Origin of the sequence: Methylorubrum extorquens (assembly GCF_024169925.1) — a bacterium.
Taxonomy (GTDB): domain Bacteria; phylum Pseudomonadota; class Alphaproteobacteria; order Rhizobiales; family Beijerinckiaceae; genus Methylobacterium; species Methylobacterium extorquens_A.
Map to the genome: position 1 here is coordinate 3,148,706 of NZ_JALJXF010000001.1, position 25,883 is coordinate 3,174,588.

The 25,883-nt window shown below is 68.0% G+C and carries 28 protein-coding genes; 6 read left to right on the forward strand and 22 right to left on the reverse strand.

Going from position 1 to position 25,883, the window contains the following annotated elements:
* Positions 1-106 precede the first annotated feature (106 nt).
* The 4 genes from J2W78_RS14900 to cysC form a co-directional block, all read right to left on the reverse strand.
* Positions 107-2,350: a xanthine dehydrogenase family protein molybdopterin-binding subunit gene (locus J2W78_RS14900; protein WP_253371709.1), complete on the reverse strand. Its 2,244-nt coding sequence runs from the start codon at positions 2,348-2,350 to the stop codon at positions 107-109.
* Positions 2,343-3,392, reverse strand: coding sequence for an FAD binding domain-containing protein (locus tag J2W78_RS14905; RefSeq protein ID WP_253371711.1), 1,050 nt, complete (start codon positions 3,390-3,392; stop codon positions 2,343-2,345). Before J2W78_RS14905 ends, J2W78_RS14900 begins: the two co-directional genes overlap by 8 nt.
* Positions 3,389-3,886, reverse strand: coding sequence for a (2Fe-2S)-binding protein (locus J2W78_RS14910; RefSeq protein WP_253371713.1), 498 nt, complete (start codon positions 3,884-3,886; stop codon positions 3,389-3,391). Before J2W78_RS14910 ends, J2W78_RS14905 begins: the two co-directional genes overlap by 4 nt.
* Positions 3,887-4,004: 118 nt before the next feature.
* Positions 4,005-4,631 (reverse strand): adenylyl-sulfate kinase, encoded by a 627-nt coding sequence (gene cysC / locus J2W78_RS14915; protein ID WP_253371715.1) that lies wholly within the window; start codon positions 4,629-4,631, stop codon positions 4,005-4,007.
* Positions 4,632-5,160: 529 nt separating this feature from the next.
* Between cysC and J2W78_RS14920 the strand changes: the two genes are divergently transcribed.
* Together J2W78_RS14920 and J2W78_RS14925 are read left to right on the forward strand one after the other, a co-directional pair.
* Complete coding sequence (locus J2W78_RS14920) at positions 5,161-6,948, forward strand: ABC transporter ATP-binding protein (protein WP_253371717.1); 1,788 nt, start codon at positions 5,161-5,163, stop codon at positions 6,946-6,948.
* Entirely contained in the window at positions 6,945-7,268 is a 324-nt protein-coding gene (locus J2W78_RS14925; protein WP_253371719.1) for a low molecular weight protein tyrosine phosphatase family protein, read from the forward strand. Before J2W78_RS14920 ends, J2W78_RS14925 begins: the two co-directional genes overlap by 4 nt.
* Before the next feature lie 32 nt (positions 7,269-7,300).
* Here J2W78_RS14925 and J2W78_RS14930 read toward each other — a convergent pair whose 3' ends face one another.
* The 3 genes from J2W78_RS14930 to J2W78_RS14940 all read right to left on the reverse strand — a co-directional run bounded on the left by J2W78_RS14930 (position 7,301) and on the right by J2W78_RS14940 (position 9,850).
* Complete coding sequence (locus J2W78_RS14930; protein ID WP_253371721.1) at positions 7,301-7,759, reverse strand: type II toxin-antitoxin system RatA family toxin; 459 nt, start codon at positions 7,757-7,759, stop codon at positions 7,301-7,303.
* A gap of 6 nt (positions 7,760-7,765) precedes the next feature.
* A complete protein-coding gene (gene lipA / locus J2W78_RS14935; RefSeq protein WP_253371723.1) occupies positions 7,766-8,785 on the reverse strand; it encodes a lipoyl synthase in 1,020 nt (339 codons plus the stop codon).
* Between the two features lie 327 nt (positions 8,786-9,112).
* Positions 9,113-9,850: a cell wall hydrolase gene (locus J2W78_RS14940; protein WP_253371725.1), complete on the reverse strand. Its 738-nt coding sequence runs from the start codon at positions 9,848-9,850 to the stop codon at positions 9,113-9,115.
* Between the two features lie 211 nt (positions 9,851-10,061).
* Here J2W78_RS14940 and J2W78_RS14945 point away from each other — a divergent pair, with 211 nt between their 5' ends.
* Together J2W78_RS14945 and J2W78_RS14950 are read left to right on the forward strand one after the other, a co-directional pair.
* Complete coding sequence (locus J2W78_RS14945; protein ID WP_253371727.1) at positions 10,062-10,277, forward strand: hypothetical protein; 216 nt, start codon at positions 10,062-10,064, stop codon at positions 10,275-10,277.
* Between the two features lie 21 nt (positions 10,278-10,298).
* The gene (locus J2W78_RS14950) at positions 10,299-11,645 is read left to right on the forward strand and encodes a PQQ-dependent sugar dehydrogenase (RefSeq protein ID WP_253371728.1); all 1,347 of its coding nucleotides are present in this window, start codon (positions 10,299-10,301) and stop codon (positions 11,643-11,645) included.
* A gap of 157 nt (positions 11,646-11,802) precedes the next feature.
* Here J2W78_RS14950 and J2W78_RS14955 read toward each other — a convergent pair whose 3' ends face one another.
* From J2W78_RS14955 to J2W78_RS14965, 3 genes are all read right to left on the reverse strand, one after another.
* Positions 11,803-12,438 (reverse strand): L,D-transpeptidase, encoded by a 636-nt coding sequence (locus tag J2W78_RS14955; protein WP_253371730.1) that lies wholly within the window; start codon positions 12,436-12,438, stop codon positions 11,803-11,805.
* 86 nt (positions 12,439-12,524) lie between these two features.
* Positions 12,525-12,785, reverse strand: a complete 261-nt coding sequence (locus tag J2W78_RS14960) for a hypothetical protein (RefSeq protein ID WP_253374050.1) — start codon at positions 12,783-12,785, stop codon at positions 12,525-12,527.
* A 117-nt stretch (positions 12,786-12,902) separates the two neighbouring features.
* Positions 12,903-13,400 (reverse strand): 1,3-beta-glucanase, encoded by a 498-nt coding sequence (locus J2W78_RS14965; protein ID WP_253371732.1) that lies wholly within the window; start codon positions 13,398-13,400, stop codon positions 12,903-12,905.
* A 272-nt stretch (positions 13,401-13,672) separates the two neighbouring features.
* On the opposite strand from J2W78_RS14965, the gene J2W78_RS14970 reads away from it, so the two are divergent.
* Positions 13,673-14,185: a hypothetical protein gene (locus J2W78_RS14970; RefSeq protein ID WP_301288848.1), complete on the forward strand. Its 513-nt coding sequence runs from the start codon at positions 13,673-13,675 to the stop codon at positions 14,183-14,185.
* A 98-nt stretch (positions 14,186-14,283) separates the two neighbouring features.
* Here the strand turns inward: J2W78_RS14970 and J2W78_RS14975 are convergent, their stop codons facing one another.
* From J2W78_RS14975 to eno, 8 genes are all read right to left on the reverse strand, one after another.
* Positions 14,284-14,436: a hypothetical protein gene (locus tag J2W78_RS14975; RefSeq protein WP_253371736.1), complete on the reverse strand. Its 153-nt coding sequence runs from the start codon at positions 14,434-14,436 to the stop codon at positions 14,284-14,286.
* A gap of 260 nt (positions 14,437-14,696) precedes the next feature.
* Positions 14,697-16,136 (reverse strand): dihydrolipoyl dehydrogenase, encoded by a 1,440-nt coding sequence (gene lpdA / locus J2W78_RS14980; RefSeq protein ID WP_253371737.1) that lies wholly within the window; start codon positions 16,134-16,136, stop codon positions 14,697-14,699.
* A 189-nt stretch (positions 16,137-16,325) separates the two neighbouring features.
* Entirely contained in the window at positions 16,326-17,723 is a 1,398-nt protein-coding gene (locus J2W78_RS14985) for a pyruvate dehydrogenase complex dihydrolipoamide acetyltransferase (protein ID WP_253371739.1), read from the reverse strand.
* Between the two features lie 33 nt (positions 17,724-17,756).
* Positions 17,757-18,035 (reverse strand): DUF5076 domain-containing protein, encoded by a 279-nt coding sequence (locus tag J2W78_RS14990; protein ID WP_253371742.1) that lies wholly within the window; start codon positions 18,033-18,035, stop codon positions 17,757-17,759.
* Positions 18,036-18,045: 10 nt separating this feature from the next.
* Positions 18,046-19,494, reverse strand: coding sequence for a pyruvate dehydrogenase complex E1 component subunit beta (locus J2W78_RS14995; protein ID WP_253371743.1), 1,449 nt, complete (start codon positions 19,492-19,494; stop codon positions 18,046-18,048).
* 109 nt (positions 19,495-19,603) lie between these two features.
* Positions 19,604-20,653 (reverse strand): pyruvate dehydrogenase (acetyl-transferring) E1 component subunit alpha, encoded by a 1,050-nt coding sequence (gene pdhA, locus J2W78_RS15000; protein WP_253371745.1) that lies wholly within the window; start codon positions 20,651-20,653, stop codon positions 19,604-19,606.
* A gap of 174 nt (positions 20,654-20,827) precedes the next feature.
* On the reverse strand, positions 20,828-21,139 hold the full coding sequence (locus J2W78_RS15005; RefSeq protein ID WP_133088416.1) for an FtsB family cell division protein: 312 nt from the start codon (positions 21,137-21,139) through the stop codon (positions 20,828-20,830).
* A gap of 139 nt (positions 21,140-21,278) precedes the next feature.
* Entirely contained in the window at positions 21,279-22,568 is a 1,290-nt protein-coding gene (eno, locus tag J2W78_RS15010; RefSeq protein WP_253371747.1) for a phosphopyruvate hydratase, read from the reverse strand.
* A gap of 288 nt (positions 22,569-22,856) precedes the next feature.
* Here eno and queF point away from each other — a divergent pair, with 288 nt between their 5' ends.
* On the forward strand, positions 22,857-23,318 hold the full coding sequence (gene queF / locus J2W78_RS15015; protein ID WP_253371749.1) for a preQ(1) synthase: 462 nt from the start codon (positions 22,857-22,859) through the stop codon (positions 23,316-23,318).
* 18 nt (positions 23,319-23,336) lie between these two features.
* Here queF and J2W78_RS15020 read toward each other — a convergent pair whose 3' ends face one another.
* The 4 genes from J2W78_RS15020 to J2W78_RS15035 all read right to left on the reverse strand — a co-directional run bounded on the left by J2W78_RS15020 (position 23,337) and on the right by J2W78_RS15035 (position 25,883).
* On the reverse strand, positions 23,337-23,855 hold the full coding sequence (locus tag J2W78_RS15020; protein WP_253371751.1) for a hypothetical protein: 519 nt from the start codon (positions 23,853-23,855) through the stop codon (positions 23,337-23,339).
* 178 nt (positions 23,856-24,033) lie between these two features.
* The gene (locus J2W78_RS15025) at positions 24,034-24,345 is read right to left on the reverse strand and encodes a hypothetical protein (protein ID WP_253371752.1); all 312 of its coding nucleotides are present in this window, start codon (positions 24,343-24,345) and stop codon (positions 24,034-24,036) included.
* A 191-nt stretch (positions 24,346-24,536) separates the two neighbouring features.
* Positions 24,537-25,385, reverse strand: a complete 849-nt coding sequence (gene kdsA, locus J2W78_RS15030) for a 3-deoxy-8-phosphooctulonate synthase (protein WP_253371754.1) — start codon at positions 25,383-25,385, stop codon at positions 24,537-24,539.
* Between the two features lie 9 nt (positions 25,386-25,394).
* Positions 25,395-25,883: a hypothetical protein gene (locus tag J2W78_RS15035; RefSeq protein WP_253371756.1), complete on the reverse strand. Its 489-nt coding sequence runs from the start codon at positions 25,881-25,883 to the stop codon at positions 25,395-25,397.

Consider the following 25,883-nt stretch of genomic DNA (forward strand, 5'->3'; position numbering starts at 1 on the left):
CCACGAAGGATCCTTCAGGGATCGCGTGGGGACTGGAAGATCCTTCGTGGCCGCCTCGCGGCACCTCAGGATGGGGGCGCGAGTGGGCGACCCACCCTCAGCATCGTCACCCCAATAACCGATCCAGCGTGATCGGCGTCTTGCGCACCCGGATCCCCGTCGCGTGATACACTGCGTTGGCGATGGCACCCGCCGTGCCGGTGATGCCGATCTCGCCGACCCCCTTGATGCCGAGCGGGTTCACGTGCGGGTCGTGCTCGTCCACGAGGATCGCCTCGATCGACGGCACGTCTGCGTTCACGGGCACATGGTACTCGCCGAGATTGGCGTTCATCACGCGTCCCGAGCGGGGATCGACCACGGCGTTCTCGTGGAGCGCGAAAGACACCCCCCAGATCATGCCGCCGTAATACTGGCTCGTGACGAGGCGCGGGTTGACGATTCGTCCAGCTGCGAACGCGCCGACGAGGCGGGTGACGCGGATCTGGCCGAGATCGGGATCGACGCTGACCTCGGCAAAGACCGCGCCGTGGGCGTGCATGGCGTAGGCCTCGCGCGCGGCCGGATCGGCGGCGCCCTGTCCCTGCGCCGAGACCGACGCGCGGCCGGCCCGGTTCAGGATCTCCGAGAACGACTCGCTGCGGCCCTCGTCGTCCCGGCGCACGAGCCGGCCGCCGCGGGCGTAGACGCCCGCATTGCCGGCGCCATAGAGGGCCGAGCGCTCGTCGTTGGTGGCGAGATCCGCGAGTTGGGCCAGCACCGCGGCGGCGGCGGAATGGATCGCCGTACCGGCGGTGGCGGTGTGGGCCGAGCCGCCGGCGATGCCGGCATTCGGCAGGTCCGACGTGCCGCTCTGGAAATCGAGCTGCGCAAGGTCGATCCCGAGGCCGTCGGCGGCGATCTGGGCCAGCGCGGTCCAGGCGCCCTGCCCCATGTCGTGGGCGCCGAGCGCCACCGTGCCGGTGCCGTCGGCGCGAATCTCGGCCCGCGCCTCCGCCTGCATCATCAGGGCCGGGAACAGGGCGGTGCCCATGCCGTAGCCGACGAGGCGCCCGGCGGAATCACGCATCGAGCGGGGCGCCGGGGGGCGCTTGTCCCAGCCGAAGCGGGCGGCACCCTGCGCGTAACATTCGCGCAGGGCCTTCGAGGAGAATGGCCGTCCTGAGATCGGCTCGTCCTCGGCGTAGTTCTTCAGGCGGAATTCGAGCGGGTCGAGGCCGCAGGCTTCCGCCATCTCGTCGATGGCGCCCTCCAGAGCGACGCTGCCCGAAGCCTCGCCGGGCGCGCGCATGAAGAGCGGCGTGCCGGTATCGACCCGGACGCCGGAATGGCGCGTCGAGAGTGCGGGGGCGGCGTAGAGGTAGCGGGAGATGGCGCTGGCCGGCTCGTAGAAGTCGTCGAAGCGGCTCGTGGCCGTCAGCGTGTGGTGGTCGAGGGCGGTGAGCGCGCCCGACGCGTCGGTGCCGAGCCGCAGCGTCTGGCGCGTCTCGGCGCGGTGGCCGACGGGGCCGAACATCTGCTCCCGACGCAGCACGAGCTTCACCGGCCGGCCGACGAGCTTGGCCGCCATCACACCGAGAACCTGCGGCCCGGAGAGAAACCCCTTCGAGCCGAAGCCGCCGCCGAGGAAGGGCGAGCGGACCAGGATGTTCTTCGGGTTGAGCCCGAACAGGCCAGCGAGCCGCATCTTGGCCATGGCGAGGCCCTGGCTCGGCGTATCGACGATGAGCCGGTCTCCGTCCCATTGCGCCACGACGGCGTGGGGTTCGAGGGCGTTGTGATACTGCGCCGGCGTCTCGTAGGTCGCCTCGACCCGGCGCTCGGCCTGTCCCAGCCCGGCCTCGACATCGCCGCGCGACACGATCGTCTTGTCGCCCGCACCGACGCCCTCGGGCTCCTGTGGCTCTTCCGCATCGAGCCCGATGCGCGGCGGATCTACCTCGTAGCGTGGCGCCAGCAGTTCGGCGCCCTCGGTCGCGGCTTCCAGCGTCTGCGCGATCACCACCGCGATCGGCTGGTGTGCGTAGCGGACGCGGTCGTTCTGCAGCAGATCGAGCCGGAACATGAAGGGGTTGTCCTTCGCGTCCGGGTCCTGGGCGAGCCGCGGCGCGTTGGCGCCCGTCATCACCTCGACCACGCCGGGATGGGCCTTGGCCGCCGCGACGTCGAGACCGGCCACCCGGCCGCGGGCGATGCGGCTCACCGCCACCACCGCGTGGAGCAAGCCTTCCGGCCGGTTGTCGGCGGCGTAGGTCGCCTGCCCGGTGACCTTCAGAAGGCCGTCGCGGCGGGTCAGCGGCTGGCCGATGCTCGACCCGTGCCGGGCCTGCTCGTAGGCGATGTCAGGCATGGAGCGCGTCTCCCGAGAAGGCGGAGGCCGGAAGCGCCGGCATGCGCTCCGGGGTGCCGGCGGCGGCCAGCGTCAGGGCCCGCACGATCAGGCGGCGGGCCAACTCGATCTTGTAGGCGTTGTCGCCGGAGGGCCGAGCCTCAGCCAGAGCCGCGTCGGCCGCCTCCCGGAAGCTCCGCTCGCTCAGTTCCGCGCCGGCCAACACCGCCTCGGCCGCGCGGGCGCGCCAGGGCTTGAGGGCGACGCCGCCCAGCGCGATCCGCGCCTCGTCGATCCGGCCGCCGTCGAGCCGCAGCGAGGCCGAGGCCGAGACCACGGCGAAGGCGTAGGAGGTGCGGTCGCGGACCTTGAGGTAGCGGGAATGCCCGGCAAAGCCCGCGGCATCCGCCGGCAGGCGCAGGGCGACGATGAGGTCGCCGGGTTCCAGAACGGTCTCCCGGTCCGGCCGGTTTTCCGGCAGACGGTAGAGTGCTTCGAGCGGTACTTCGCGGGTGCCGGCCTTGCCCTCGATCTCGACGGTCGCGTCGAGCGAGACCAGCGGCACGCAGAAATCGGAGGGGTGGGTGGCGATGCAGTGCTCGCTCCAACCGAGCACGGCATGGAGCCGCGTCTCGCCGCCGCGCGCCTCGCAGCCGACACCGGGTTCGCGCTTGTTGCAGGCGCTGGCCGGGTCGTAGAAGTAGGGGCAGCGGGTCCGCTGCAGCAGGTTGCCGGCCACCGTCGCCGCGTTGCGCAATTGCGCCGAGGCCCCCGACAGTAGGGCTTCCGCCACGGCGGGGTGCGCTTTCGACACGTGCGGATCGTAGGCGAGGTCGCTGTTGCGCACGAGCGCGCCGATGCGGACGCCGCCATTCGGCCCCTGCTCGATCCGGTCGAGGCCGGGCAGATGCGTGACATCCACGAGGCGGCCGGGTCGGGTGATGCCGCCCTTCATCAGGTCGAGCAGGTTAGTGCCGGCGGCGAGATAGGCCGCGCCCGGCTCGGCAGCCGCGGCAACGGCCTCGGCGATGCTGCCGGCGCGGATGTAATCGAAACGATTCACGCGGCGTCTCCCTGCCCGATACCGGCGCTGCGGGCCTGGGCGTCGAGGACCGCCTCGGTGATGCCGATATAGGCCCCGCAACGGCAGAGATTGCCGCTCATCCCCTCGCGCACCCGCTCGGGATCGTCGCCCGCATGGCCCTCGCGGATCAGGCCGACGGCGCTCATGATCTGCCCCGGCGTGCAGAAGCCGCACTGGAAGCCGTCATGATCGATGAAGGCGGCCTGGACCGGGTGGAGCTGATCGCCCACCGCCAAGCCTTCGATGGTCAGAACCTCCGCCCCGTCGAGGCTCACGGCGAGCGCGAGGCAAGAGTTGACCCGCCGCCCGTTCACCAGAACGGTGCAGGCGCCGCACTGGCCCCGGTCGCAGCCCTTCTTCGAGCCCGTGAGGGCGAGTCGCTCGCGCAAGAGGTCGAGGAGGGTGACGCGCGGATCGTCGAGTTCGATTGCGCGCGGCTCACCGTTGACGGTCAGCGTCAGACGAAACGTCATGCGAAAGACGGCTCCCAGGCCCGCATCCTCTCTGGAAGCGTTTCAATTAGCCCGGCTGTCGCGCGCGACCAGGGGATGGAACCGATGGTCGCGCTCATCTTCTGAACGGTAAGCCGCGCTACGCCGCCCCGCCCGGTGCGTGGGCGCTCAAACACAGCAGCGCGGTGATGAGCGGCTCGGCGGATTCCGCGACGGCGTGGTCGCGGGTTTGGAGCGCGAGGTCCGGTTCGGTCGGTGCCTCGTAGGGGGCTGAAATTCCGGTGAAATTGGGAATCTGGCCCGCTCGTGCCCGATCGTAGAGGCCCTTCGGATCGCGGGCCTCACAGACCGAGAGTGGCGTGTCGATGAACACTTCGAGGAAGGGGATGTCGCCCGCGATCGCTCGGGCCTCGGCACGCTCGGCTCGAAACGGCGAGATCAGGGAGACGATCACCACAAGCCCGGCCTCCGCCATGAGGCGTGCGGCCTCGGCGGCACGGCGAATGTTCTCGATGCGGTCGGCCGCAGTGAAGCCGAGATCGCGATTGAGGCCCTGACGCAGGTTGTCGCCATCGAGTACCATGGTGCAACGGCCGGCCTCCGTCAGCGCGCGATCGACCGCATCGGCAATGGTCGATTTGCCGGCACCGGACAAACCCGTCAGCCAGGCGATGGCCGGCCGCTGCCCCATCTGCGCGCAACGTCTCTCGCGCGGTTGCAGCGGCTGCCAGGTCAGGTTCGACGGGGGACCTGCGGTTCGCGTCATCATAACTCCCAATCGTCATGTCGAGCGATTTCCTCGACGATGACGAATCGCCTTTGGCGCTGCTGGTAGCCTGCTTGCCGCGCGCTGTCTTCGCCTCGGTCGGAGACAATATTTTCTCCGCTATGCCGGACAGAGGCAATGATGGGAGACGGATCACGCCGCCAAACGAGAAGATGTCGGTGCAACAGCCCACGGGTGCCCGTGGTTTCAGATTTCGTCTCTGCCGCTCTCCAGAAAGTCGAAGGGTTGCGCCGACCCGTACTGGACGTTGCGAATCAGAGCTTCGTCCGTTACCCGTCGATTTGGTCGCGTTCGAACAGGGAGGCGCAGCATGGTTATCCGCATCGTCTTCCGTCGTGCAGGAATCGCTGTAGCGCCTGCTGGAATCGCCTAGGCGTATTCCCACGCCGCCCGGCCTGACGGCTCTCGCGGCTCACGCACCCTCCCCGATCTGACCTCGCCGGCCCGCGCTCTTCATTTCGCGGCGTCCGCGTCTTTCGGAGCCGACGCTTCGTCGTCGGGCACTGCCATGTCCCTGTCTTCTCCCCGCCGCGCGGACGTTGTCCGCCGCGTCCTCGCCTTCGTCGTCCGCGGCTGGCGCCAACGGCTCGGCCTCGTTTCCGCCCTTGTGGCCGCGATCACGCTCGCCACGCTGGCCGACGTGATGCTGCCGCTCTATGCCGGGCGCCTCGTCGATGCGCTCGCCGGTGCCGAGCGCCACGTTGCTCTCCAAGCCGCGCTGCCGGCCTTTGCCGTCATGACGGCTCTGAGCCTCGCGACGGTGCTGTTGCGCCATGTCGCCTGGAGCCTCGTGGTGCCGCTGACGCTCGGCACGATGTCCGACATCGCGAGCCAGAGCTTCGCCCGCGTCCAGCGCTTCTCGACCGAGTGGCACGCCAACACCTTCTCGGGCTCCACCGTTCGCAAGATCTCGCGCGGGATGTGGGCGCTCGATGGGCTCAACGACGTTCTGCTGCTCTCGATCCTGCCCTCCGTCGTCGTGCTCGCGGGGACGACGGTGGTGCTCGGCCTGCACTGGCCGGCGATGGGCGCGGTGATCGGGATCGGCGCGCTCGCCTATGTCGGTACCGCCGTGTTCCTGGCGACGCGGGTGATCGCACCTGCGGCGACGCTCTCGAACGCCCTCGACACGCGGCTCGGCGGCGCCCTCAGCGATACGATCGGCAACAACGCGGTGGTGAAGGCGTTCGGCGCCGAGGCGCGGGAGGACGCGCGGCTCGCCCGCGTCCTGTCGAAGTGGCGGCGGCGCACCCGGCGCACCTGGATGATCGTGACTTGGAGCGGCACGATTCAGCTCGGGCTGCTTCTGGCCTTCCGCAGCGCCATTGTCGCAACGGCGCTGTGGCTGTGGTGGCAGGGCCAAGCCAGCCCCGGCGAGGTCGCCTACGTGCTCACCACCTACTTCGTGGTGCACGGCTATCTCCGCGACATCGGCGGGCACATCAACCACCTGCAACGCTCGGTCAACGAGATGGAGGAACTGGTCGCCCTCGAAGCCGAGCCGGTGGGCGTCGCCGACCGCCCCGGCGCGGTGCCGCTCACCGTGAACGGCGGCGCGATCCGCTTCGACGCGGTGCGCTTCCACTACGGCACCCACGGCACGCCGCTCTATGACGGGCTGTCGGTGACGATTCCGGCCGGGCAGCGCGTCGGTCTCGTCGGGCGCTCGGGGTCGGGCAAGACGACCTTCGTCAAGCTGGTCCAGCGGCTCTACGACGTGAGCGGCGGGCAGGTGCTCATCGACGGGCAGGACGTGGCGGGCGCGACGCAGGCGAGCCTGCGGGCGCAGGTCGCCATCGTCCCGCAGGAGCCGGTGCTGTTCCACCGCTCGCTCGCCGAGAACATCGCCTACGCCCGGCCCGGCGCCTCGCCCGAAGAGATCGAGCGGGCAGCGCGGCTTGCCAACGCCCACGACTTCATCGCGCGGCTGCCGAAAGGCTACGCCACGCTGGTGGGCGAGCGCGGCGTCAAGCTCTCCGGGGGCGAGCGGCAGCGGGTGGCGCTGGCCCGCGCCTTCCTCGCGGATGCGCCGATTCTGATCTTGGACGAGGCGACGTCCAGCCTCGATTCCGAATCGGAGGCGCTGGTGCAGGAGGCGATGGAGCGGCTGATGCGCGGGCGAACGGCGATCGTCATCGCCCACCGTCTCTCGACGGTGCGCGCCCTCGACCGCATCCTCGTGTTCGACCGGGGCCGCGTCGTCGAGGACGGTCCGCACGCCGCGCTGATGCGGCGCCCGAACGGGGCCTACCGCGCCCTGTTCGAGCGGCAATCGGCGCTGGCGGAGAGCGCGTGAGGGTCCTGTTCGTCTGCGGTCGGGCGCGCGCCCGCAGCCCGACCGCGGAGCAGATTTTCTCGCGATGGCTCGGCCTGGAGACGGCCTCGGCGGGTGTCTCGGATGACGCGGACGAGCCTGTGGAGGCCGATCACCTCGCCTGGGCCGAGACTATCGTGGTGATGGAGCGCGCGCATCGGCGCAAGCTGATGCGTCGCTTCGGACCGGCGCTCCGGCATGCCCGGATCGTCTGCCTCGATGTCCGCGACGACTATGTCTTCATAGAGCCGTCGTTGGTGCGCCTGCTCGAAGCGCGGGCGGGGCGGTTTCTCGCACGCTGAGATAGGTCGAACTGACCGGATCGGAGAGGGTGTCAGGCCGGCGCGCCGTAGATCTTGGCGGCGCGGCCCTCGAAGGCATCGGTGAACTTGCGGAAGGCACGGTCGAACATCGTGCCCATCAGGATGCCGAGCGTCCGGCTCTTGAACTCGTAGGTGATGAAGAAATCGACCTCGCAGCCCCCGCCCTCGGCATCGCGGAAGGACCAGCGGTTCTCCAAATGCTTGAACGGACCGTCGATGTATTCGGCGACGATCTTGCGGTTCTCGCGGTCGAGGCTGACGCGGGTGGTGAAGCGCTCACGGATCGCCTTGTAGCCGACGCCCATCTCCGCGACCCGCACAACCGTGCCGTTCGGTCCCTCCGCGTCGCGCAGAACCCGCAGCGATTCACAGAGGGGGAGGAACTCAGGGTAGCGCTCGACGTCGGCGACGAGGTCATACATCTGCGTCGCCGAGTGACGCACGTTCCTCGTGATGCGGAAGGATGGCATTCGGTCTCAGGCGTTGACGGCGCGGATGCTGGCAGCCAGCGGTGCGGGCCCGAGCTTGGCCAGACGAGCCGCCTTCAGCCGGGCGAAATCCTCGCCGGCGTGATGCGACGAGCGCGTGAGCGGCGTCGCCGAGACCAGCAGGAAGCCTTTGGCATAGGCCGTGGTCTCGTAGGCTTTGAACTCGTCCGGCGGCACGAAGCGCACGACCTCATGGTGCTTGCGGGTCGGTTGCAGATATTGGCCGATGGTGAGGAAGTCGACCTCTGCCGAGCGCAGATCGTCCATGAGCTGCACGACCTCGTTCCGCTCCTCGCCGAGTCCGACCATGATGCCGGACTTGGTGAAGATCGTCGGATCGAGTTCCTTCACCCGCTGCAGCAGGCGCACCGAGTGGAAGTAGCGGGCGCCGGGCCGCACGGTCACGTACTTGCCGGGCACGGTCTCCATATTGTGGTTGAACACGTCGGGCTTGGCCGCGACCACCACTTCGAGGGCGCCGGGCTTACGCAGGAAGTCGGGCGTCAGGATCTCGACGGTGGTGCCGGGGCTCGCCCGGCGGATCGCAGCGATGGTGCGCGCGAAATGCTCGGCGCCGCCATCCTTCAGGTCGTCGCGATCAACCGAGGTGACCACGACGTGGTGCAGCCCGAGTTTGGCCACCGCCTCGGCGACCTTCTCCGGCTCGGCCTCGTCGAGCGCCGCCGGAAGGCCCGTGCGCACGTTGCAGAACGAGCAGGCACGGGTGCAGGTGTCCCCCATGATCATGAAGGTGGCGTGCCGCTTCTCCCAGCACTCGCCGATATTCGGGCAGCCCGCTTCCTCGCAGACCGTGACGAGGTTGTTGGCGCGGACGATGTCCTTGGTCTCGGCCCAAAGCTTCGAGCCCGGAGCCTTCACCCGGATCCAGTCCGGCTTGCGCTGGATGGCGGTGTCCGGCCGGTGCGCCTTCTCGGGATGGCGCGGACGCGCGGGCGCATCCAGCTTGGGCCGGGTGTCTTTGTTCAGGAGATCGAGGACGACGGCCATGGCGATGCGGGGTGAGCCTCACGGAAGCCGGACCGGGCAACCCGGCCGCACCCCTGACTTAAGGCCTTGCGGAGGTTACGCATAGGGCGGGGGCGACAACCCGCCCCGGCCGTAACAGGGCAATCGCTTGAAGCGATTGCCCTCGTTTGTTGGCTTGCCTCAATCGCCGGCGCCCGCTTCCGCGGGCTCAGGCTTCCGCTCCGCTCGATGCTTTCCAGGACCAAGTCCTGAAAAGCCCGCTCCGTGAGGCGCTCTTCGCACCGCGAAGCCGCCACAGCGGCTTCGAGCGATTGCCCTGCCGGCCGTAACCCCGTCGATTGATCGTTCTTAATGCTTGTCGCGGCCGGGAGCCGAGGCGTAGCGGGCCGGGCCGGGGATGCGCAGTTCGGGTGCCGTCGGGGCGGTGTACTCAGCGGTCAGCGTCGGCTGGACGCGGCCGGTGAGCGGAAGGCCGATCATGCCCGAAGTCGCGGCGGCGACCTGAAGCGGCATCAGGCGGCCGGTGGCGGTCTGCACCACGGCGCGGGGCTGGACTGCCGGGAGATAACCCTCCCGGTCGCTCTTCTCGTAGAAGACGTTGCCGCCGGCCGCGACGACGTAGTGCATGTTGTTGTACGGGAACTTGTAGCCCGCCGTGTGGAAGTGCAGCGCCGGCCCCACCCCGTCGTGGCGCTTGCCCGAGAGCAGCGCGTCGGCGACCCGCTCCAGCCGCGGCCGGTCCTGATCGCGGACGGGCTTCGTCAGCACGCCGTTGGCGAATTGCCGCTTCTGTCCGACGACCTCGCAGATCCGGCCGGGATAGGCCGGCGCGTCGAGGCGGTTCATCACCACCGTGCCGACGGCGAGCAGCCCGTCCTCGTCGCTGCGGTTCGATTCGAAGTACATCGCCCGGGCAAGGCACTCCTTGTCGGCGGCGGTCGGCGCCTGCACGACCTTGGCGTTCGCCGCAATCGAGCCCGTGGTCAGCTCAGCCTGATGCGGGAACAGACCGCATCCCCCCAGACCCGAACCGGTCAGCGCTAGCCCAGAAAGGCAGAGGAGACGGAGGGTCCGGTCGGCTCGCATGCAGGCTCCTGAAGGCTAACGACGCTGGGTAACCAAGCTGGACCATTCCGCCCACAGGAGCAAAGAAACTGTTAAGCCTGGGCATCGAATCCGGGGTGGTGTGTCGTTTGGCACACGCTCGCCCTCCGCTGTCCTCGCGCGACCGGCATTGAACGGAGTCTCGACCTTGGGCGTTGACAGCATTGGAGCAACGTCAGCGAAGGGCCGGACCATGAAGGAAACGCGTTCGGAATCCCCCGCCGCCTTCGACGAGCGGATGCGCGAGGAAGCGACCGCGGCCGGGCGCACGGCGCTGGAAGCCTCGCTCCAACGCTTCACCCTCGAGCAGCGCGACGCGTTCTGGAACGCAATCGGGCTCTACTATTCGAGCCGCCGCCATCCGGGCGCCGACGAGGCGGCCGTGCAACCGGCCGCCACCGCCGCCTGATCCGTTTTCGCAGGGTTTTCGATGCGTACCTCCGCCAAGGTCGGCCTTGCCGCACTCGCCGTCTTCCTGCTTGGAGGGGCGGCGTTCCTGCGTTTCGTCGTCTACCCGGAATCCGCCTCGCTCGACGTGGCGGCGAGCAGCGGATCGAGCCCGGCCCTGCCGGCCCCGAACCCGACGCTGATGCCGACCGTCAACATCGCCCGCGTTGCACGCTGGGCGGAGGGCGCTAAGCCGAAAGCGGCGGAGGGCCTGAGCGTCGCTGCCTTCGCGACGGGTCTCGACCATCCGCGCTGGCCCCTGGTGCTGCCCAATGGCGACGTGCTCGTCGCCGAGAGCCAGGCACCGAAATCCGGCGACCACTCGACCGGCGTCACCGATTGGGTGGCCGACAAGGTGAAGAGTCTCGCCGGCGCCGGCGGCGCGAGCCCGGACCGCATCGTGCTGCTGCGCGACCGGGACGGGGACGGTGTGGCCGAAGAGCGCCACGTCTTCCTCAAGGGGCTCACATCGCCCTTCGGCATGGCGCTTGTCGGGTCCGACCTTTACGTCGCCAATGCCGACGCGCTGGTTCGTGTGCCCTACGCTGAGGGCCAGAACGAGATCACGGCGAGGCCCGAAAAGGTTGTCGATCTGCCCGCCGGCATCAACCACCACTGGACCAAGAACGTCGTCGCGAGCCCCGACGGACAAAAGCTCTTCATGACCGTCGGCTCGAACAGCAATGTCGGCGAGAACGGCCTCGATATCGAGAAGGGCCGCGCCGCGATCTGGGAATACACCATCGCCACCAAGGCGATGCGCGAATTCGCCACCGGCCTGCGCAACCCCAACGGCCTCGCCTTCGAACCGGTGACGCGCGACCTGTGGACCGCGGTGAACGAGCGCGACGAGATCGGCAGCGACCTCGTGCCGGACTACGTCACCCGCGTGAAGGAGGGTGCCTTTTATGGCTGGCCGTGGAGCTACTGGGGTCAGCACGTGGACGAACGGGTGCAGCCGCCGCAGCCTGAGAAGGTGAAGCAGGCGATTGCCCCCGATTACGCCGTCGGCACCCACACCGCCTCGCTGGGGATTGCTTTCGCGAAGGGAGCGAGCCTTCCGGATGCCTGGAAGAGCGGTCTCTTCGTCGCTCAGCACGGATCCTGGAACCGCCGGCCGAAGAGCGGCTACAAGGTGATCTACGTGCCTTTCAAGGATGGCCAGCCAGCCGGCGCCCCGGTCGATGTGCTGACCGGCTTCCTCAACGCCGACGAGAAGGCCCAGGGGCGGCCCGTCGGCGTTGCGATCGACAAGGCCGGTGCGCTTCTCGTGACGGACGACGTCGGCAATGCGGTGTGGCGGGTGACGGGCGCGACGGCCTCGAATTGAGCGACAGCCGGGACTTTTCAGCCCGACCGATCCGCGACGACGACGCGATTCGTCCGTCCGTCAGCGCGAGACGTCGTTCATGCACCACGGACCGCTGACTTCACCCAGCGATTGCGCTGGGATCATTCGACCTTCAGGGCCTTAGATCGCTCGGCCCTCAATACAGATCGCCATACCCGACGCCCGAGCCATATCCATCGTCGAACGCATTCGGGTAGCGGCGGCGCACAGGCGCCCTATAGGCCTCATCCTCCCAGGTTTGTCCCCGGGAGCGCACAGCGACCACGCCTTCGTCATAGCCCGGGCCGGCCGAACGCGTCCGATCTGGGCGCTGGGTCTCGGCAACCGGGGGGGCATCGCCGACGCTGCCCTCAATGACGACGCGGGTGTTGGCCATCTTCTGCTGTTTCACCAGGGTGAAGAGCGTCGCGGCGTTGCGCTGGGAGAGGCGGACGCAGCCGTGCGAGGCGGCGTGACCGAGGCGGCGGGTCTGCGTGGTGCCGTGGATCGCGTGGCCGACTTGCGTGAAGAAGATCGCGTGCGGCATCGGCGCGTTGTCCCACTCGCGGGAGAAATGCGTCTTCTCCATACGGAACGGGCGGTGGCTGCCGTTCGGCGTATCGTGCCCCGCGACTCCGCTCGAGACCGGCCAATCGTAGAGCGGTGTTCCATCGACGACCACGCTCATCCGCTGCGCATCCTTATCGACCGCGATGAGGAGATCCGCCCGTGCCGCCGAGGACGCAGCGGCGAGGGAGAAGCTCGCGAGAATCGTGAGGAGAGGCAGGCGCATAGCGTTTGTCCCAAACATCGTTCCCTCGAAATGCCCCCTTCCGGCCCCGCTTCAAGCGGTGCGTCCCACCGCCACGCCCCAAATCGCTACCAATGCGGCCGTGTGTTGCGGACAAAGCCGCGCGAGATGAGACGGCTGTTCTCACGGTCGCGCCGCTCGGCCTCCATCAGATCGGACAGGGCATCGGTGATCGCGCAACGCAACGCGATGCCTGCGTCGCCATTCGTGCAACGGAGATAGGCCTGAGCGATGTCCTCCACGGGGCAGGAGGCGGTCCGCTCGGGGTCGAGATCTGCCGCGGGTGTGAATGTGCCTTGGCTCCGCTCGGCACTCTGGGGCTTGAGCATCATCTTTCTCCGACTCGGCATGAGAACGAAGATAGAACACATCGATAGGGTTAACGAGACCTTACCGAGGCCGGTTCAGAGTGTGGACATCCCGGCCGGAGACACCACTCCATGCCGTCAGCGCAGGCCGGAGCCGGAGAGCGGGTCGAAATAAGCATCGGTCGGTCTGCGGGAAAAGCCTGCACCACCGGCGATGCCGGCACTTGCCGGCGCACCCCCTCCCCCGCCCGATCCGGAATTGGCGACCACGTCGTCGAGGGGGCGGCGCCCCAGGGCCCCGCCGCCCGCCGAACGCAGTCCGGAGCCGCCGACGGCCGTCGCGGCCGCGCCACCGAAGCTCAAACCCCCGGCATTGCCACTGGACGGTGTGGACGCGCCGAGGCCGGATACGCGGGAGGCGCCGCCGAAACTCAGGCCGCCGGGATTGGCAAGGGCCATGGTCGGACTTGGCGACGCCACCGTCGCAACCGACGAAGTCGGGCCGAAGGGAAGGCCGGGCGCGGTGAAGCCAGAAGGCAATCCGGTGCCGCCGGATGTCTGGGCCAGAGCGGGTACACCGCCAAGGCCGACGCCCGTGACCACAAGGCCAACCCAAACCGTGCGCGTGATGGTCATGGTGGTTTCCCGCTTCCGTGCCGGGCCGGCTGGCGTCCGAGTGAGGGACCAACGCCGCGCCGATGGGACGGTTTCCGGATGCGACCGGAAGTTGGCCGTTCATGGCCCCGGTTGGAGCGGAGAGCGTGTCAGCGGTGCCGAGATGACGTCGACGCGATCCTCGAGTGCAGGCCGAGGCAACCTTCGCGGAACCGACGGGTTGGCCTTCGAGCGCCGGCGCTACGGGCTCCGCCGCTCCCATCGCAGACGATTTGAAGGAACCGGGAGAGACCATGTCCGTATCGCGACGCCGTGAGGAACGGCTGCTGGATGCCGGCGAGACCGAGTTGGTGAAGCGCTCGCATCACCCGGAGCTGGATGCGGAAGACGACAAGGCCCTGCCCGACTTGATCCGCCTGCTCCGCGAACGCCGCGACCGCGCGCGCGACGTGTCGCGCCGCCAGAGGCGCGAGCTGCGTGGCAAGGCTGCCCCGTCCGGAGCGAACCCGGCCTCCGACAACTCCGGCACCCGCGAGAAGGCCGCTTTGCTCGCCGCGGCGGTGAAGCGCGTCAGCAAGGAGCATGAGCGCCGCCGCAACGCCGACGCTCGCGGCCGGACGGTCTCCGGGGCCCGCCGGGCCCTTGCTCTGAAACGCGCGGCCGGGAACCCGGCCGACGGCCGGCCGTCCTCGCGCACCGCAAACGAGGGCATGTATCCAGTCCCCAATGAGCGGAACGCTCCCTCGGGTGCGGTAAACCAGGAAGGTCAGGAAATCGCTATGCGCCGCGGTGGCGGCCCGCGCTGACCGAACCACTCCCTTTTCGACCTGCGTGAAGAGGGCGTGACCGCTTCAGCGGTCACGCCCTTTGCCTATCGGAGGGGCTCGGGCGTGTCCTCCGACGCCTATTCGTGCTCTTCTCGAAAGACGAGGTAGCTCAACGGCCCGGCACTCAAAAACAGGATCAGAAAAGTGACGTAGAGATGGACGCGCAACGTCGCCAACGCGGCGTAGATCGCACCGAGTCCGAGGCCGAGCAGTAGAACGTGTAGGATCATGAGAGGGTGAGCTTCCGCATCCAGGACGCAAGATTCCTGGTATACGGCACGCCTCGGCTTCAAAAGTTCAACCGAGACGTTTCACTCGACATCCCGACCGAATTCCACCGGGAAATTCTTTGCGCTCGCTCGATACGCTGCGGGGCCGAACCCGCTTGGAGACACGTGCAGAACGAAGCGGGCGCGCAGGGCCAGGGCATCGAGCCCGATCCTGCACGCCCATCGATGTCGTTACCCTCGTGGGGAGCGATCGCTCCGGGTCAGGTGTGGATCACGCGGCCATACGCATCGAGCACGCTCTCGTGCATCATCTCGGAGAGCGTCGGGTGCGGGAAGACCGTGTGCATCAGCTCTTCCTCCGTCGATTCCAGGGTCATCGCAACGACGTAGCCCTGGATCAGCTCGGTGACTTCGGCGCCGATCATGTGCGCGCCGAGCAACTGGCCGGTCTTGGCATCGAAGATCGTCTTGATGAGACCGTCCGGCTCGCCCAGCGCGATCGCCTTGCCGTTGCCCGCAAAGGGGAAGCGGCCGACCTTGATCGAGAGGCCGAGCTCCTTGGCCTTCCCCTCGGTAACGCCGACGCTGGCGATCTGCGGGTGGCAGTAGGTGCAGCCGGGGATCTTGGCCTTGTCCATCGGGTGGGTGTGCAGACCCTTGATGGTCTCGACGCAGATGACACCCTCGTGCTCGGCTTTGTGGGCGAGCATCGGCGGGCCGGCCACGTCGCCGATGGCGTAGATGCCGGGAACATTGGTCCGGCCGAGCCCATCATTGACGACGACGCCGCGCTCGATCTTCACCCCGAGCTTCTCGAGACCCAGATTCTCGATGTTGCCGACGACGCCGACGGCCGAGATCAGCTTCTCAGCGGTAAGCTGCTGCGTCTTGCCCTTGTCGTCCTCGACCGTGGCGGTGACGGAGTCGGCGCCCTTCTCGACCTTCGTCACCTTGGCGCCGGTCAGGATCTTGATGCCCTGCTTCTCGAATCGCTTGCGGGCGAGACCGGCGATCTCCGCATCCTCGACCGGCAGAATCTGCGGCAGCAACTCGATGACCGTCACGTCGGCGCCCATCGTGCGGTAGAACGAGGCGAACTCAATGCCGATCGCGCCCGAACCCATCACCAACAGGCTCTTGGGCATCTTCTCGGGGACCATAGCCTCGTAATAGGTCCAGATCTGCTTCTTGTCGGGCTCGATGCCGGGCAGCACGCGCGGGCGGGCGCCGGTCGCGACGACGATGTGCTTGGCCGAGTAGGTGCCCGCACCCTTGGCGCCCTTCGGCGGCTCGGCGCGCTTGGTTTCCTTGACCGTGACCTTGCCGGGTTCGTTGCCCTTGGCGGCGGAGTCGATCGAGGCCTCGCCCCAGATCACATCGACCTTGTTCTTCTTGAGCAGCATGCCGACGCCGCCGTTGAGCCGGCCCGACACCCCGCGCGAGCGCTTGACGATGGCTGCCGCGTCGAAGCTAACCTCCTTGGCGGAGAGCCCATAATCGGAGGCGTGCTGCATGTAGTGGTAGATCTCGGCCGAGCGCAGCAGGGCCTTGGTCGGGATGCAGCCCCAGTTCAGGCAGATGCCGCCGAGATGCTCGCGGTCGATCACGGCGGTCTTGAAACCGAGCTGTGCCGAGCGGATCGCGGTGACGTAGCCGCCAGGCCCCGCGCCGATGATGAGGACGTCGTAGGTTTCGGACATCAAGACCTCCTGCTCCCCTCCCGCTTGCGGGGAGGGGGTGAGAGTGAGGATCGGGCCGCTCGGCTGGCGGTGACGGACTGGATGACGAGGGCAGTCGCCTCGCTGCGGATCGCACCGTAGCGCTCGGCTCGGGCCACCTCACCATCCCGCTCGCCCCACGCGGGGAGCGACGGTGCGAGTCGGCTGTCCTTAGACGAGCATCCCCATCGGGTTCTCGATCAGCCCCTTGAAGGCCGCGATCAGCTCGGCGCCGAGCGCACCATCGAGGACGCGGTGATCGCAGGAGAGGGTCGCCGTCATCACCTGGGCGACGGTCGGCTGTCCATCCTTCACGACGACGCGCTTCTCGCCGGCGCCGACCGCGAGGATGCTCGATTGCGGCGGATTGATCACGGCCGTGAAGTGCTTGATGCCGAACATGCCGAGGTTCGACACCGAGGTCACGCCGCCCTGATACTCTTCCGGCTTCAGCTTCTTGGCACGCGCCCGGCCCGCGAAATCCTTCATCTCGTTGGAGATGGTGGAGAGCGTCTTCTGATCGGCCTTGCGGATCACCGGCGTGAACAGGCCGCCATCGATGGCCACGGCGACGCCGACCTCGGCGTGCTTGAAGCGCAGGATGCGGTCTTCGGCCCAGACGGCGTTGGCGGCGGGGACGCGGGTGAGCGCGAGGCCCATCGCCTTGATGACGAAGTCGTTGACCGAGAGCTTGAACAGCGGCTTGCCGTCCTTGTCCTTGCCGGCCGAGCCGTTGAGCGTTTCGCGCAGCTTCATCAGCGCGTCGAGTTCGCAATCGACCGTCAGGTAGAAGTGCGGCGCGACCTGCATCGCCTCGGTGAGGCGCTTGGCGATGGTCTTGCGCATGCCGTCGAGCGGCACTTCCTCGAAGCTGCCCTTCTCGTAGAAGCCCCGGACCTGATCGAGGCTGAGACCAGCCGGTGTGCCGCCGGAAGCCGCCTTCGGCGCGGGCTTCTCGGGCGCGGGGGCGCTCTTGGCTTCGGGCTTGGCCGCCGCACCGGCTTTCGCCGTGCCGCCTTCGATCGCCGCCTGCACGTCACGCTGGATCACGCGGCCATGCGGACCCGAGCCCTTCACCGCCGAGAGATCGACGCCCTCCTGCTTGGCGATGCGGCGCGCGAGCGGCGAGGCGAAGACGCGGTCGCCGGAGCCCGCCGGCTGCGCAGCACCATTCGGCTTGGCCCCTTCCGGCGCCTGATCGACCCGCGCGTAGGAGGCATGGGCGCCGTCGGGCGCTGCGTTCTGGTCGGGCGTGCCCTTCGGCTCGACGGGGGCGGTCTTCGCCTCGGCGCCGCCCTTGGGAGCCCGGACGCTGCCCGGATCCTCGCCCTCCTCGGCGATCAGCGCGATCAATTCGTTGACCGGGACGTCGGCGGTGCCTTCGGCCACGAGGATCTTGGCGAGCACGCCCTCATCGACCGCCTCGACCTCCATGGTCGCCTTGTCGGTCTCGATCTCGGCGATGACGTCGCCGGACTTGATGGCGTCGCCCTCCTTCTTGAGCCACTTGGCGAGGTTGCCCTTCTCCATGGTCGGGGAGAGCGCGGGCATCAGGACGTTGATCGGCATCGTATCGTTCCCGAGCGGCCTTGAGAGGGAGGATCAGTTAAGGGCGTTGTTAGGATCGAGGCTTTCCGCCTCCCACCCGGCACGGATGCGCTCGAAGGCTTCCTCCTCCGAGGTGTCCGTTTCCATCGCGTAGGCGCGGGCAGCCTGCCGGGCGAGGTCGATGAGCAGGCGGCCCCAGATCGCCGGGTCGTCGAAGGCCCGCCGGAGCGCCACGCTCACGGCACCATCGACGATGGAGGCACGCACGATCTCGATCCCGCCCTGTTCCAGAGCGTCGGGCGGGATCTCGAGTTCTTCAAACGCTTCCGACATGTACCTGAATTTACTTGTAGCAGACGCTTTTGACCGCCTCGATGACTTCCGCCACGTTGGGCAGAGCAAGCTTCTCGAGGTTGGCCGCGTAAGGCATCGGCACGTCCTTGCCGGTGACCCGCAGGACCGGTGCATCGAGATAGTCGAAGGCATCGACCATCAGGCGCGCGACGATTTCGGCGCCGACGCCCGATTGTGGGAAGCCCTCTTCGACGCAGACGCAGCGGCCGGTCTTCTTGACCGATTCCACCACAGTAGCGCTGTCCATCGGGCGGATCGTGCGCAGGTCGATCACCTCCGCTTCGATGCCTTCCTCGGCCAGCGCCTGGGCCGCCTTGAGCGCGTAGGTCATGCCGATGGAGAAGGAGACGATGGTGACGTCCTTACCGGGGCGGTGGATACGCGCCTTGCCGATCGGCAGGACGAGATCCTCGATCTCCGGCACCGGGAAGGACTGGCCGTAGAGAATCTCGTTCTCGAGGAAGATGACCGGGTTGGGATCGCGGATCGCGGCCTTGAGCAGGCCCTTGGCGTCGGAGGCGGTGTAGGGCGCGATGACCTTGAGGCCCGGCACGTTCGAGTACCACGCGGCGTAGTCGTGGCTGTGCTGGGCACCGACGCGGGCGGCCGCGCCGTTGGGGCCGCGGAACACGATCGGACAACCGAGCTGGCCGCCGGACATGTAGAGGGTCTTGGCCGCCGAGTTGATGATGTGGTCGATCGCCTGCATGGCGAAGTTAAAGGTCATGAACTCGACGATGGGCTTGAGGCCCATGAAGGCCGCACCGACGCCGATGCCGGCAAAGCCATGCTCGGTGATCGGGGTATCGACCACGCGGCGCGCGCCGAACTCCTGAAGCAAGCCTTGCGTAATCTTGTAGGCGCCCTGGTACTCGGCGACTTCCTCACCCATCACGAGGACTTTGTCGTCCTTGCGCATCTCCTCGGCCATGGCGTCGCGCAGGGCCTCGCGCACGGTCGTGGTCTTCATCGGCGAGTCGGCCGGGAACTCCTCCATCACCGGGTCCGGCGCCTTGTTGGTGATGACGGCGGGCGAGGCCGGGGCCTTCTGCGCGTCGTCGCTGGTCTTGGACGTCGCGGCCGAGGTGTCGGCCATGCCCTCGGCCTGCATGTCGGGGGTGGGAGCGGGCGTTCCGCCGGAGTCGCCGGCGGGCTTGCCCTTGCCGCCGCTGGCAGCGGCCGCCGCCACGTCCTCGCCCTCTTCGGCGATGATGGCGATCGGCGTGTTGACGGCGACGTTCTCGGTGCCGTCCGCAACGAGGATCTTGGCGAGGACGCCCTCGTCGATCGCCTCGACCTCCATCGTCGCCTTATCGGTCTCGATCTCGGCCAGGATGTCGCCGGCCTTGACCGGATCGCCCTCCTTTTTCAGCCATTTGGCGAGCTTTCCCTCCTCCATGGTCGGAGAAAGGGCGGGCATCAGGATGTCGGTCGCCATATGCGCTGCTCTATCGATCCGGGTGCGTCGACGGTCGGGCGTGTTTTTTTCGAATGCGTCGCTCAGGACCTCCGAACCGAGACGGCTCGGGGGCGTGTCAGGGACACAGTCAGGCGCGGGCTTCGAGAAGGATGTCGGTCCAGAGTTCCGACGGATCGGGCTCGGGATCGTGGGTCGCGAAATCCGCCGACTCGTTGACGATCTCGCGGACCTTGGCGTCGATGCTCTTCAGCTCCGCCTCGGGCACGCCGTGCGCCTCGAGCAGGCGCTTGCGTACCATCTCGATCGGATCGTGCTCGTCACGCATCTTCGAGACCTCGTCCTTGGTCCGGTACTTGGCCGGGTCGGACATCGAGTGGCCGCGATAGCGGTAGGTCTGCATCTCGAGGATGTAAGGGCCCTCACCCGAACGTGCGTGGTTGATGGCGCGCGCCGCCGCCTCGCGGACGGTGCGGACGTCCATGCCATCCACTTGCTCGCCGGGGATGCCGAAGGAAAGGCCGCGCTTGGAGAAGTCCGTCTGCGCCGAGGCGCGGGCCACCGAAGTGCCCATGGCGTAGCGGTTGTTCTCGATCACGTAGACCACCGGCAGCTTCCACAGAGCCGCCATGTTGAAGCTTTCGTAGACCTGACCCTGGTTGGCCGCGCCGTCACCCATATAGGTGAAGCTGACCTTGCCGTTCTTGAGGTAGGCGTCGGCGAAGGCAAGGCCGGTGCCGAGCGACACCTGCGCGCCGACAATGCCGTGGCCGCCGAAGAACTGCTTCTCGCGGCTGAACATATGCATCGAGCCGCCCTTGCCGCGGGAATAACCGCCGCGGCGCCCGGTCAACTCGGCCATCACGCCCTTGGGGTCCATGCCGCAAGCGAGCATGTGGCCGTGGTCGCGGTACCCGGTGATATTCTGGTCACCGTCCTCGCCGGCCATCTGCATGCCGACGACCACGGCTTCCTGGCCGATATAGAGGTGGCAGAAGCCGCCGATCAGGCCCATGCCGTAGAGCTGGCCCGCCTTCTCCTCGAAGCGGCGAATACTCAGCATCTCGCGGTAGGCGTGAAGGTCTTCGTCCTTCGTGAACTGCGGAATATTAGGCGCCGGTCGATGTTGCGGCGCGTCTGTTTCCGCCGCAGGTTTCCCCGCCTCGCTGCCCGCACCCATCGGTGTCCTCCCGCAATCGCGTTGTTGGAGAGGGTTCTAGGGCAGCGACTTACGGAAATCGAGGGGCGGGCTGACAGCCATCAAATGCTGTTACCGTCACGGTTGCACCGGTGGATAAATCGCAAGGACAGTGCAAATGAATATTTATCGTAGCTAGTCTTGCAGAAATAAAATTTATGGGCCGATGATGACGAGGTCATTGGCGTGGACACGGCCGAGCACGACACGGGCGCGCTCCTCCAGAAGATCGCGGTCGATCTGCTCGCTGCGCAGCAGGGAGACACGATGCTCCCAGGTCGACCGCTCGGCCTTGGCGGCGTTCAACTCCTGGGTGAGCCCGTAGGCTTCGACCTTGAGCACCCGCTTGGCTTCGAGGCCGCGGCTTCCGCTCTCGGCCTGATGCACGAAGTAGCCCACGACGAGAGCCGAGACCGTCCAGAGGACGGCGGGAACGACGATGGCGCGGACGCGGCGACGAATGACCATGGCAGCGGGAGCTTCACCCGAACAAGGTGAAGAAATGGTTTCCGCGCGGTGAGATCACCCTCCCCTCCGGTCCGTGAACGAAAAAAGCGCGGCGGACCTGTTCGGCCTGCCGCGCCCCGACTGCTAATTCGGTGACCGATCAGCGGCCGGCAAGCTGCCGGATCGCGCTGCGGCCGGCATAGAGCGCCTGGGCGCCGAGGCCCTCCTCGATGCGGATGAGCTGGTTGTACTTGGCCAGTCTGTCCGAGCGGGCGAGCGAGCCGGTCTTGATCTGCCCGCAATTCGTCGCGACCGCGAGGTCGGCGATGGTCGAATCCTCGGTCTCGCCGGAGCGGTGCGACATCACCGCGGTGTAGCCGGCGCGCTGAGCCATATCGACGGCGGCCAGGGTCTCGGTGAGCGAGCCGATCTGGTTGACCTTCACCAGAATCGAGTTGGCCGTGCACGTTTCGATGCCGCGGGCGAGGCGCTCGACATTGGTGACGAACAGGTCGTCCCCGACGAGCTGCACCCGGCTGCCGATCCGGTCGGTCAGCAGCTTCCAGCCCTCCCAGTCATCCTCCGACATGCCGTCCTCGATCGAGAGGATCGGGTAGGCCTCGGTCAGCTTGGCAAGGTAGTCGACCTGGGCCTCGATCGAGCGGGTCTGGCCCTCGCCCTCGTAGCGGTAGGCGCCGTCCTTGAAGAACTCGGTGGCGGCGCAGTCGAGCGCCAGAACCACGTCGCTGCCGGGCTTGAACCCGGCGGCGTTGATCGACTCCATAACGAAGTCGAGCGCGGCTTCCGCCGACGGCAGGTTCGGGGCGAAGCCGCCCTCGTCGCCGACATTGGTGTTGTGGCCGGCCTTCTTCAGGGCGCTCTTGAGGGTGTGGAAGATCTCGGCGCCCATCCGCACCGCGTCGGAGAGCGAGGTGGCGCCGACCGGCATCACCATGAATTCTTGGAAGTCGATCGGGTTGTCGGCATGCGCCCCGCCGTTGACGATGTTCATCATCGGCACCGGAAGCACCCGGCCCTGCACGCCGCCGACATAGCGGTAGAGCGGCAGGCCGGCAGTCTCGGCCGCCGCCTTGGCCACCGCGAGCGAGACGCCGAGGATGGCGTTGGCGCCGAGCCGCGCCTTGTTGGGGGTGCCATCGAGGGCGATCATCGCCTCGTCGACGGCGACCTGGTCCTCGGCATCCATGCCGCCGATCGCGTCGAGGATCTCGCTCTGCACCGCATCGACGGCCTTGAGCACGCCCTTGCCGTTGTAGCGGCCCTTGTCGCCGTCCCGCAGCTCGACCGCCTCATGGGCGCCGGTGGAGGCGCCGGAGGGGACCGCGGCGCGGCCGAAGGAGCCGTCCTCCAGCAGGACATCGACCTCGACGGTGGGGTTGCCACGGCTGTCGAGAATCTCGCGGGCGGCGATATTGGTGATCGCGGTCATGGGCGCTCCTTGGCGGCGCGTCGCGGCGGGGTCGTCTCGCGGATGCCGTCGAGGCCCGCGCGTCCTGCGACGCTCTGCGTTGCGGGCTTATCCGCCAACCTCGGGATACGGGCAAGCGCTCGACCGGCCCCTGGGGTCAAGCAAGTTTCACAAAATCCGCTCGATGCCACAATTTTTTTGGTTAGCACGTTCCCCGGAGCCGGTCCCTGGAACGGTTCTGAGCTCGGAGGATCCCTGGCATTCACCCGGTGCCATAGGCGCGGGTGGCGCCGCCGGGTATAGGCAGGCATGGATTCGATCGAGACCCACGCCCAGCAACTCGGACGGCAGACGCCGCTGCCGGCTTCACCCGAGGCCGCGCAGCTCGACCGCGTGCCCAACCCCCACGCCGACACCGATTATCTTGCCCGTTTCACCGCGCCGGAATTCACCTCGCTCTGCCCGGTGACGGGCCAGCCGGATTTCGCGACGCTCGTCATCGACTACGTGCCGGACCGCTGGCTCGTGGAATCCAAATCGCTGAAGCTCTACCTCGGCGCCTTCCGCAACCACGGCGCGTTCCACGAGGATTGCACCGTCGGCATCGGGCGCCGGCTCGTCGCGGTGCTCGAACCGCGCTGGCTGCGCATCGGCGGCTACTGGTATCCGCGCGGCGGGATCCCGATCGACGTGTTCTGGCAGACGGGCGAGCCGCTCAAATCCGTCTGGCTGCCGGATCAGGGGGTCGCGCCCTATCGCGGCCGGGGTTGAGCGACCGCGACGCTGCCGTCAGTGCTGCTCGGCCAACACGCGGACGGTGCGCGCGATGAAGCGTTCCTGGGCCTCGATCGGCCCGCCATGGATGACGGCGACGGCCTCCAGCATTCGCTCCAGATCGTCGCACTCGGATCCGTCGAGCTTGTCCCGCAGAAGCGGCGCGAGGTGATCGACGGCGGTGTTGGCGTCGGAGGCCTGGGCGGCGGCGTGACGGATATAGGCCATACGCGTCCCGTGGTCGTCGTCGGGCCCGGTGATCGTGCGCATCTCGGCTTCGATCGCGGCCTCCTGCTCCGGGGTCGGGGTGCCGCGGGCAAGGGCCACCAGCATCATCAGCACGCCGGCCGCGTCGGCCGGATCGCGGATCGCGCGTAGCGGCGCAGCCCGGAAGGCAGCCTCGCTCTTCGCCCTGAGCTTCGCATTGCGCCGATCACCGAGGAAGTGGTCGAGCTGCGCCATCCCGTTGCCGTAGATGAAATAGTACATCAGGCCGGTCATGAACGCCCCGACGACGGCCGCGATGACAGGCATGATTCCCCCATAGCTGTTGCGATGCGGGATAAGGTGTCGCATCGGCGGCGGGGGTGCAATCCGGGGGTGCATTTCGCTCCGTGCCGACGGTGAACTCTCGACGGATCTGAAACACGGGACGCACGAAAAAGGCGGCCGGTTACCCGGCCGCCTCTCGGCATCAGATGAGGCTCAGGCCTCAGTAGCCGTAATCGTAGCCGCCGCCGTAGGCCGGACGACCATAGTAGCTGTCGCGGGCATAGGCGTCGCGCGCCGCGCCGGCGGCAATCGCGCCAGCCGCGAGACCGGCAATACCGAGACCCACGGCCGCGCCGGTGCCGATGCCGCGGCGGCGACCGCCGCCGTAATAGGCACCCCGGCCGTAGCCGCCGCCATGATAATGGCCGTGGTGATGGCCGTAGCCGCGGCCGTAGGGGCGCGCATCGGCGGAGGTGGCGGTGAGCGTGCCGACCGAGATCAGGGCGGCGGTGACGAGGGCGAGCTTACGCATAGCGTCCTTTCCCATCCAGAAGCATCTTGCGAGAAACGTCTTGGCGGTCAAACACCCGAGCTTTGCCGGAAGTTCCCGCGCACTCCGATCGGGGTCGAAGTCTGAACGCGGAGCCGCGTTGTTCTCGATTGGATGCGAAGATCGCGCCTTTCGCCTGAACGAAACCTGAAACCGGTCCGTTCGCGCCAGCCCTACGCCTTGGCGAGACGGTCGAATGCCATCAGCGTTTCGACCAGCGCCGGCAGGTCGGACAGCGCAACCATGTTCGGCCCGTCGGAGGGGGCTCGGTCGGGATCGGGATGAGTCTCGATGAACACGCCTGCCACGCCGACCGCCACCGCGGCGCGGGCGAGCACCGCGACGAACTCCCGCTGCCCCCCGGAGGTGGCGCCCTGCCCGCCGGGCTGCTGCACCGAGTGCGTGGCGTCGAACACCACCGGTGCGCCGCCGGTGACGCGGGCCATGATCGGCAGCGAGCGCATGTCGGAGACGAGGGTGTTGTAGCCGAACGAGGCGCCGCGCTCGGTGACGATGACGTTGGGGTTGCCGGCCTCGGTCACCTTGGACGCGACATGGGCCATGTCCCAGGGCGCGAGGAACTGACCCTTCTTGACGTTGACTGCCCGGCCCGTGGCGGCAGCGGCGAGCAGAAGGTCCGTCTGGCGGCAGAGGAAGGCCGGGATCTGCAGGATGTCGACGGCTTGCGCCGCCCGCGCGCATTGCCCGGCCTCGTGCACGTCGGTGAGCACGGGCAGCCCGAGGCTCTCGCGGATCTCGGCGAAGACCGGCAGCGCCTCGTCGAGGCCGACGCCGCGGGCGGTGCGGCCGGAGGTGCGGTTGGCCTTGTCGAAGGACGATTTGAACACGAGGCCGATGCCGAGCCGGCCCGCCATCTCCTTGAGGGCGGCAGCGACTTCGAGGGCGTGGGTTCGCCCTTCGAGCTGGCACGGGCCGGCGATCAGCGCCAGCGGCAGATGGTTGGCGAAGGCGACGCCGCCGGTCTGTACGACGGAGCCGGAAGTTTGTGCGGTCTCGGGCATAGGGCCCGTCTAGCCCGGCGCCGCCGCGCGGGAAAGACCGCGGCCCGGCCTCTCCGCCGCCAGACGGCACAGGCTGCCGACGCCGAAGCCGTCCGGCCGGTCGCCGGGATCACAGCGCACCACCGCGCCGCCGACGCGGCCGAGCTGCGGCGCGCCGGTGAGCAGGCTGTCCTGGTGCAGGCGCTGGGCAAGCGTCTCGACGGAATCGGCCGGTGCGCCGGCAAGCGTCCGGGCGGCGAGCCCGATCAGGACGAAGAACCCGCGCGGCGGCTCGCGGAGATCCGAGCGGAACGCGAGCCGCCGCGGCATCGCGCAATCGAGGCTCATCCGGTTGGCGTCGGCGGCGCGGAATACGACGGTGGCGCCGCTGCGTCCGGCTAGGGCGACGCCCGTTTCCCGGATCAACCGCACGGTCAGCCCATCGCAGGAATCCGCTTGCGCGGCTGTGCCGAGGGCGAAAACAAGGGCGAGGCTGGCAAGGTGAGTGCGCAGGGTCAT

Bases quoted from the DNA above. Each gene is read 5' to 3' on its own strand.
- J2W78_RS14900 (WP_253371709.1), bottom strand. From the start codon at position 2,350: ATGCCTGACATCGCCTACGAGCAGGCCCGGCACGGGTCGAGCATCGGC.
- J2W78_RS14910 (WP_253371713.1), bottom strand. From the start codon at position 3,886: ATGACGTTTCGTCTGACGCTGACCGTCAACGGTGAGCCGCGCGCAATC.
- cysC (WP_253371715.1), bottom strand. From the start codon at position 4,631: ATGACGCGAACCGCAGGTCCCCCGTCGAACCTGACCTGGCAGCCGCTG.
- J2W78_RS14920 (WP_253371717.1), top strand. From the start codon at position 5,161: ATGTCCCTGTCTTCTCCCCGCCGCGCGGACGTTGTCCGCCGCGTCCTC.
- J2W78_RS14930 (WP_253371721.1), bottom strand. From the start codon at position 7,759: ATGCCATCCTTCCGCATCACGAGGAACGTGCGTCACTCGGCGACGCAG.
- lipA (WP_253371723.1), bottom strand. From the start codon at position 8,785: ATGGCCGTCGTCCTCGATCTCCTGAACAAAGACACCCGGCCCAAGCTG.
- J2W78_RS14940 (WP_253371725.1), bottom strand. From the start codon at position 9,850: ATGCGAGCCGACCGGACCCTCCGTCTCCTCTGCCTTTCTGGGCTAGCG.
- J2W78_RS14945 (WP_253371727.1), top strand. From the start codon at position 10,062: ATGAAGGAAACGCGTTCGGAATCCCCCGCCGCCTTCGACGAGCGGATG.
- J2W78_RS14950 (WP_253371728.1), top strand. From the start codon at position 10,299: ATGCGTACCTCCGCCAAGGTCGGCCTTGCCGCACTCGCCGTCTTCCTG.
- J2W78_RS14955 (WP_253371730.1), bottom strand. From the start codon at position 12,438: ATGCGCCTGCCTCTCCTCACGATTCTCGCGAGCTTCTCCCTCGCCGCT.
- J2W78_RS14960 (WP_253374050.1), bottom strand. From the start codon at position 12,785: ATGCTCAAGCCCCAGAGTGCCGAGCGGAGCCAAGGCACATTCACACCC.
- J2W78_RS14965 (WP_253371732.1), bottom strand. From the start codon at position 13,400: ATGACCATCACGCGCACGGTTTGGGTTGGCCTTGTGGTCACGGGCGTC.
- J2W78_RS14970 (WP_301288848.1), top strand. From the start codon at position 13,673: ATGTCCGTATCGCGACGCCGTGAGGAACGGCTGCTGGATGCCGGCGAG.
- J2W78_RS14975 (WP_253371736.1), bottom strand. From the start codon at position 14,436: ATGATCCTACACGTTCTACTGCTCGGCCTCGGACTCGGTGCGATCTAC.
- lpdA (WP_253371737.1), bottom strand. From the start codon at position 16,136: ATGTCCGAAACCTACGACGTCCTCATCATCGGCGCGGGGCCTGGCGGC.
- J2W78_RS14985 (WP_253371739.1), bottom strand. From the start codon at position 17,723: ATGCCGATCAACGTCCTGATGCCCGCGCTCTCCCCGACCATGGAGAAG.
- J2W78_RS14990 (WP_253371742.1), bottom strand. From the start codon at position 18,035: ATGTCGGAAGCGTTTGAAGAACTCGAGATCCCGCCCGACGCTCTGGAA.
- J2W78_RS14995 (WP_253371743.1), bottom strand. From the start codon at position 19,494: ATGGCGACCGACATCCTGATGCCCGCCCTTTCTCCGACCATGGAGGAG.
- pdhA (WP_253371745.1), bottom strand. From the start codon at position 20,653: ATGGGTGCGGGCAGCGAGGCGGGGAAACCTGCGGCGGAAACAGACGCG.
- J2W78_RS15005 (WP_133088416.1), bottom strand. From the start codon at position 21,139: ATGGTCATTCGTCGCCGCGTCCGCGCCATCGTCGTTCCCGCCGTCCTC.
- eno (WP_253371747.1), bottom strand. From the start codon at position 22,568: ATGACCGCGATCACCAATATCGCCGCCCGCGAGATTCTCGACAGCCGT.
- queF (WP_253371749.1), top strand. From the start codon at position 22,857: ATGGATTCGATCGAGACCCACGCCCAGCAACTCGGACGGCAGACGCCG.
- J2W78_RS15020 (WP_253371751.1), bottom strand. From the start codon at position 23,855: ATGCCTGTCATCGCGGCCGTCGTCGGGGCGTTCATGACCGGCCTGATG.
- J2W78_RS15025 (WP_253371752.1), bottom strand. From the start codon at position 24,345: ATGCGTAAGCTCGCCCTCGTCACCGCCGCCCTGATCTCGGTCGGCACG.
- kdsA (WP_253371754.1), bottom strand. From the start codon at position 25,385: ATGCCCGAGACCGCACAAACTTCCGGCTCCGTCGTACAGACCGGCGGC.
- J2W78_RS15035 (WP_253371756.1), bottom strand. From the start codon at position 25,883: ATGACCCTGCGCACTCACCTTGCCAGCCTCGCCCTTGTTTTCGCCCTC.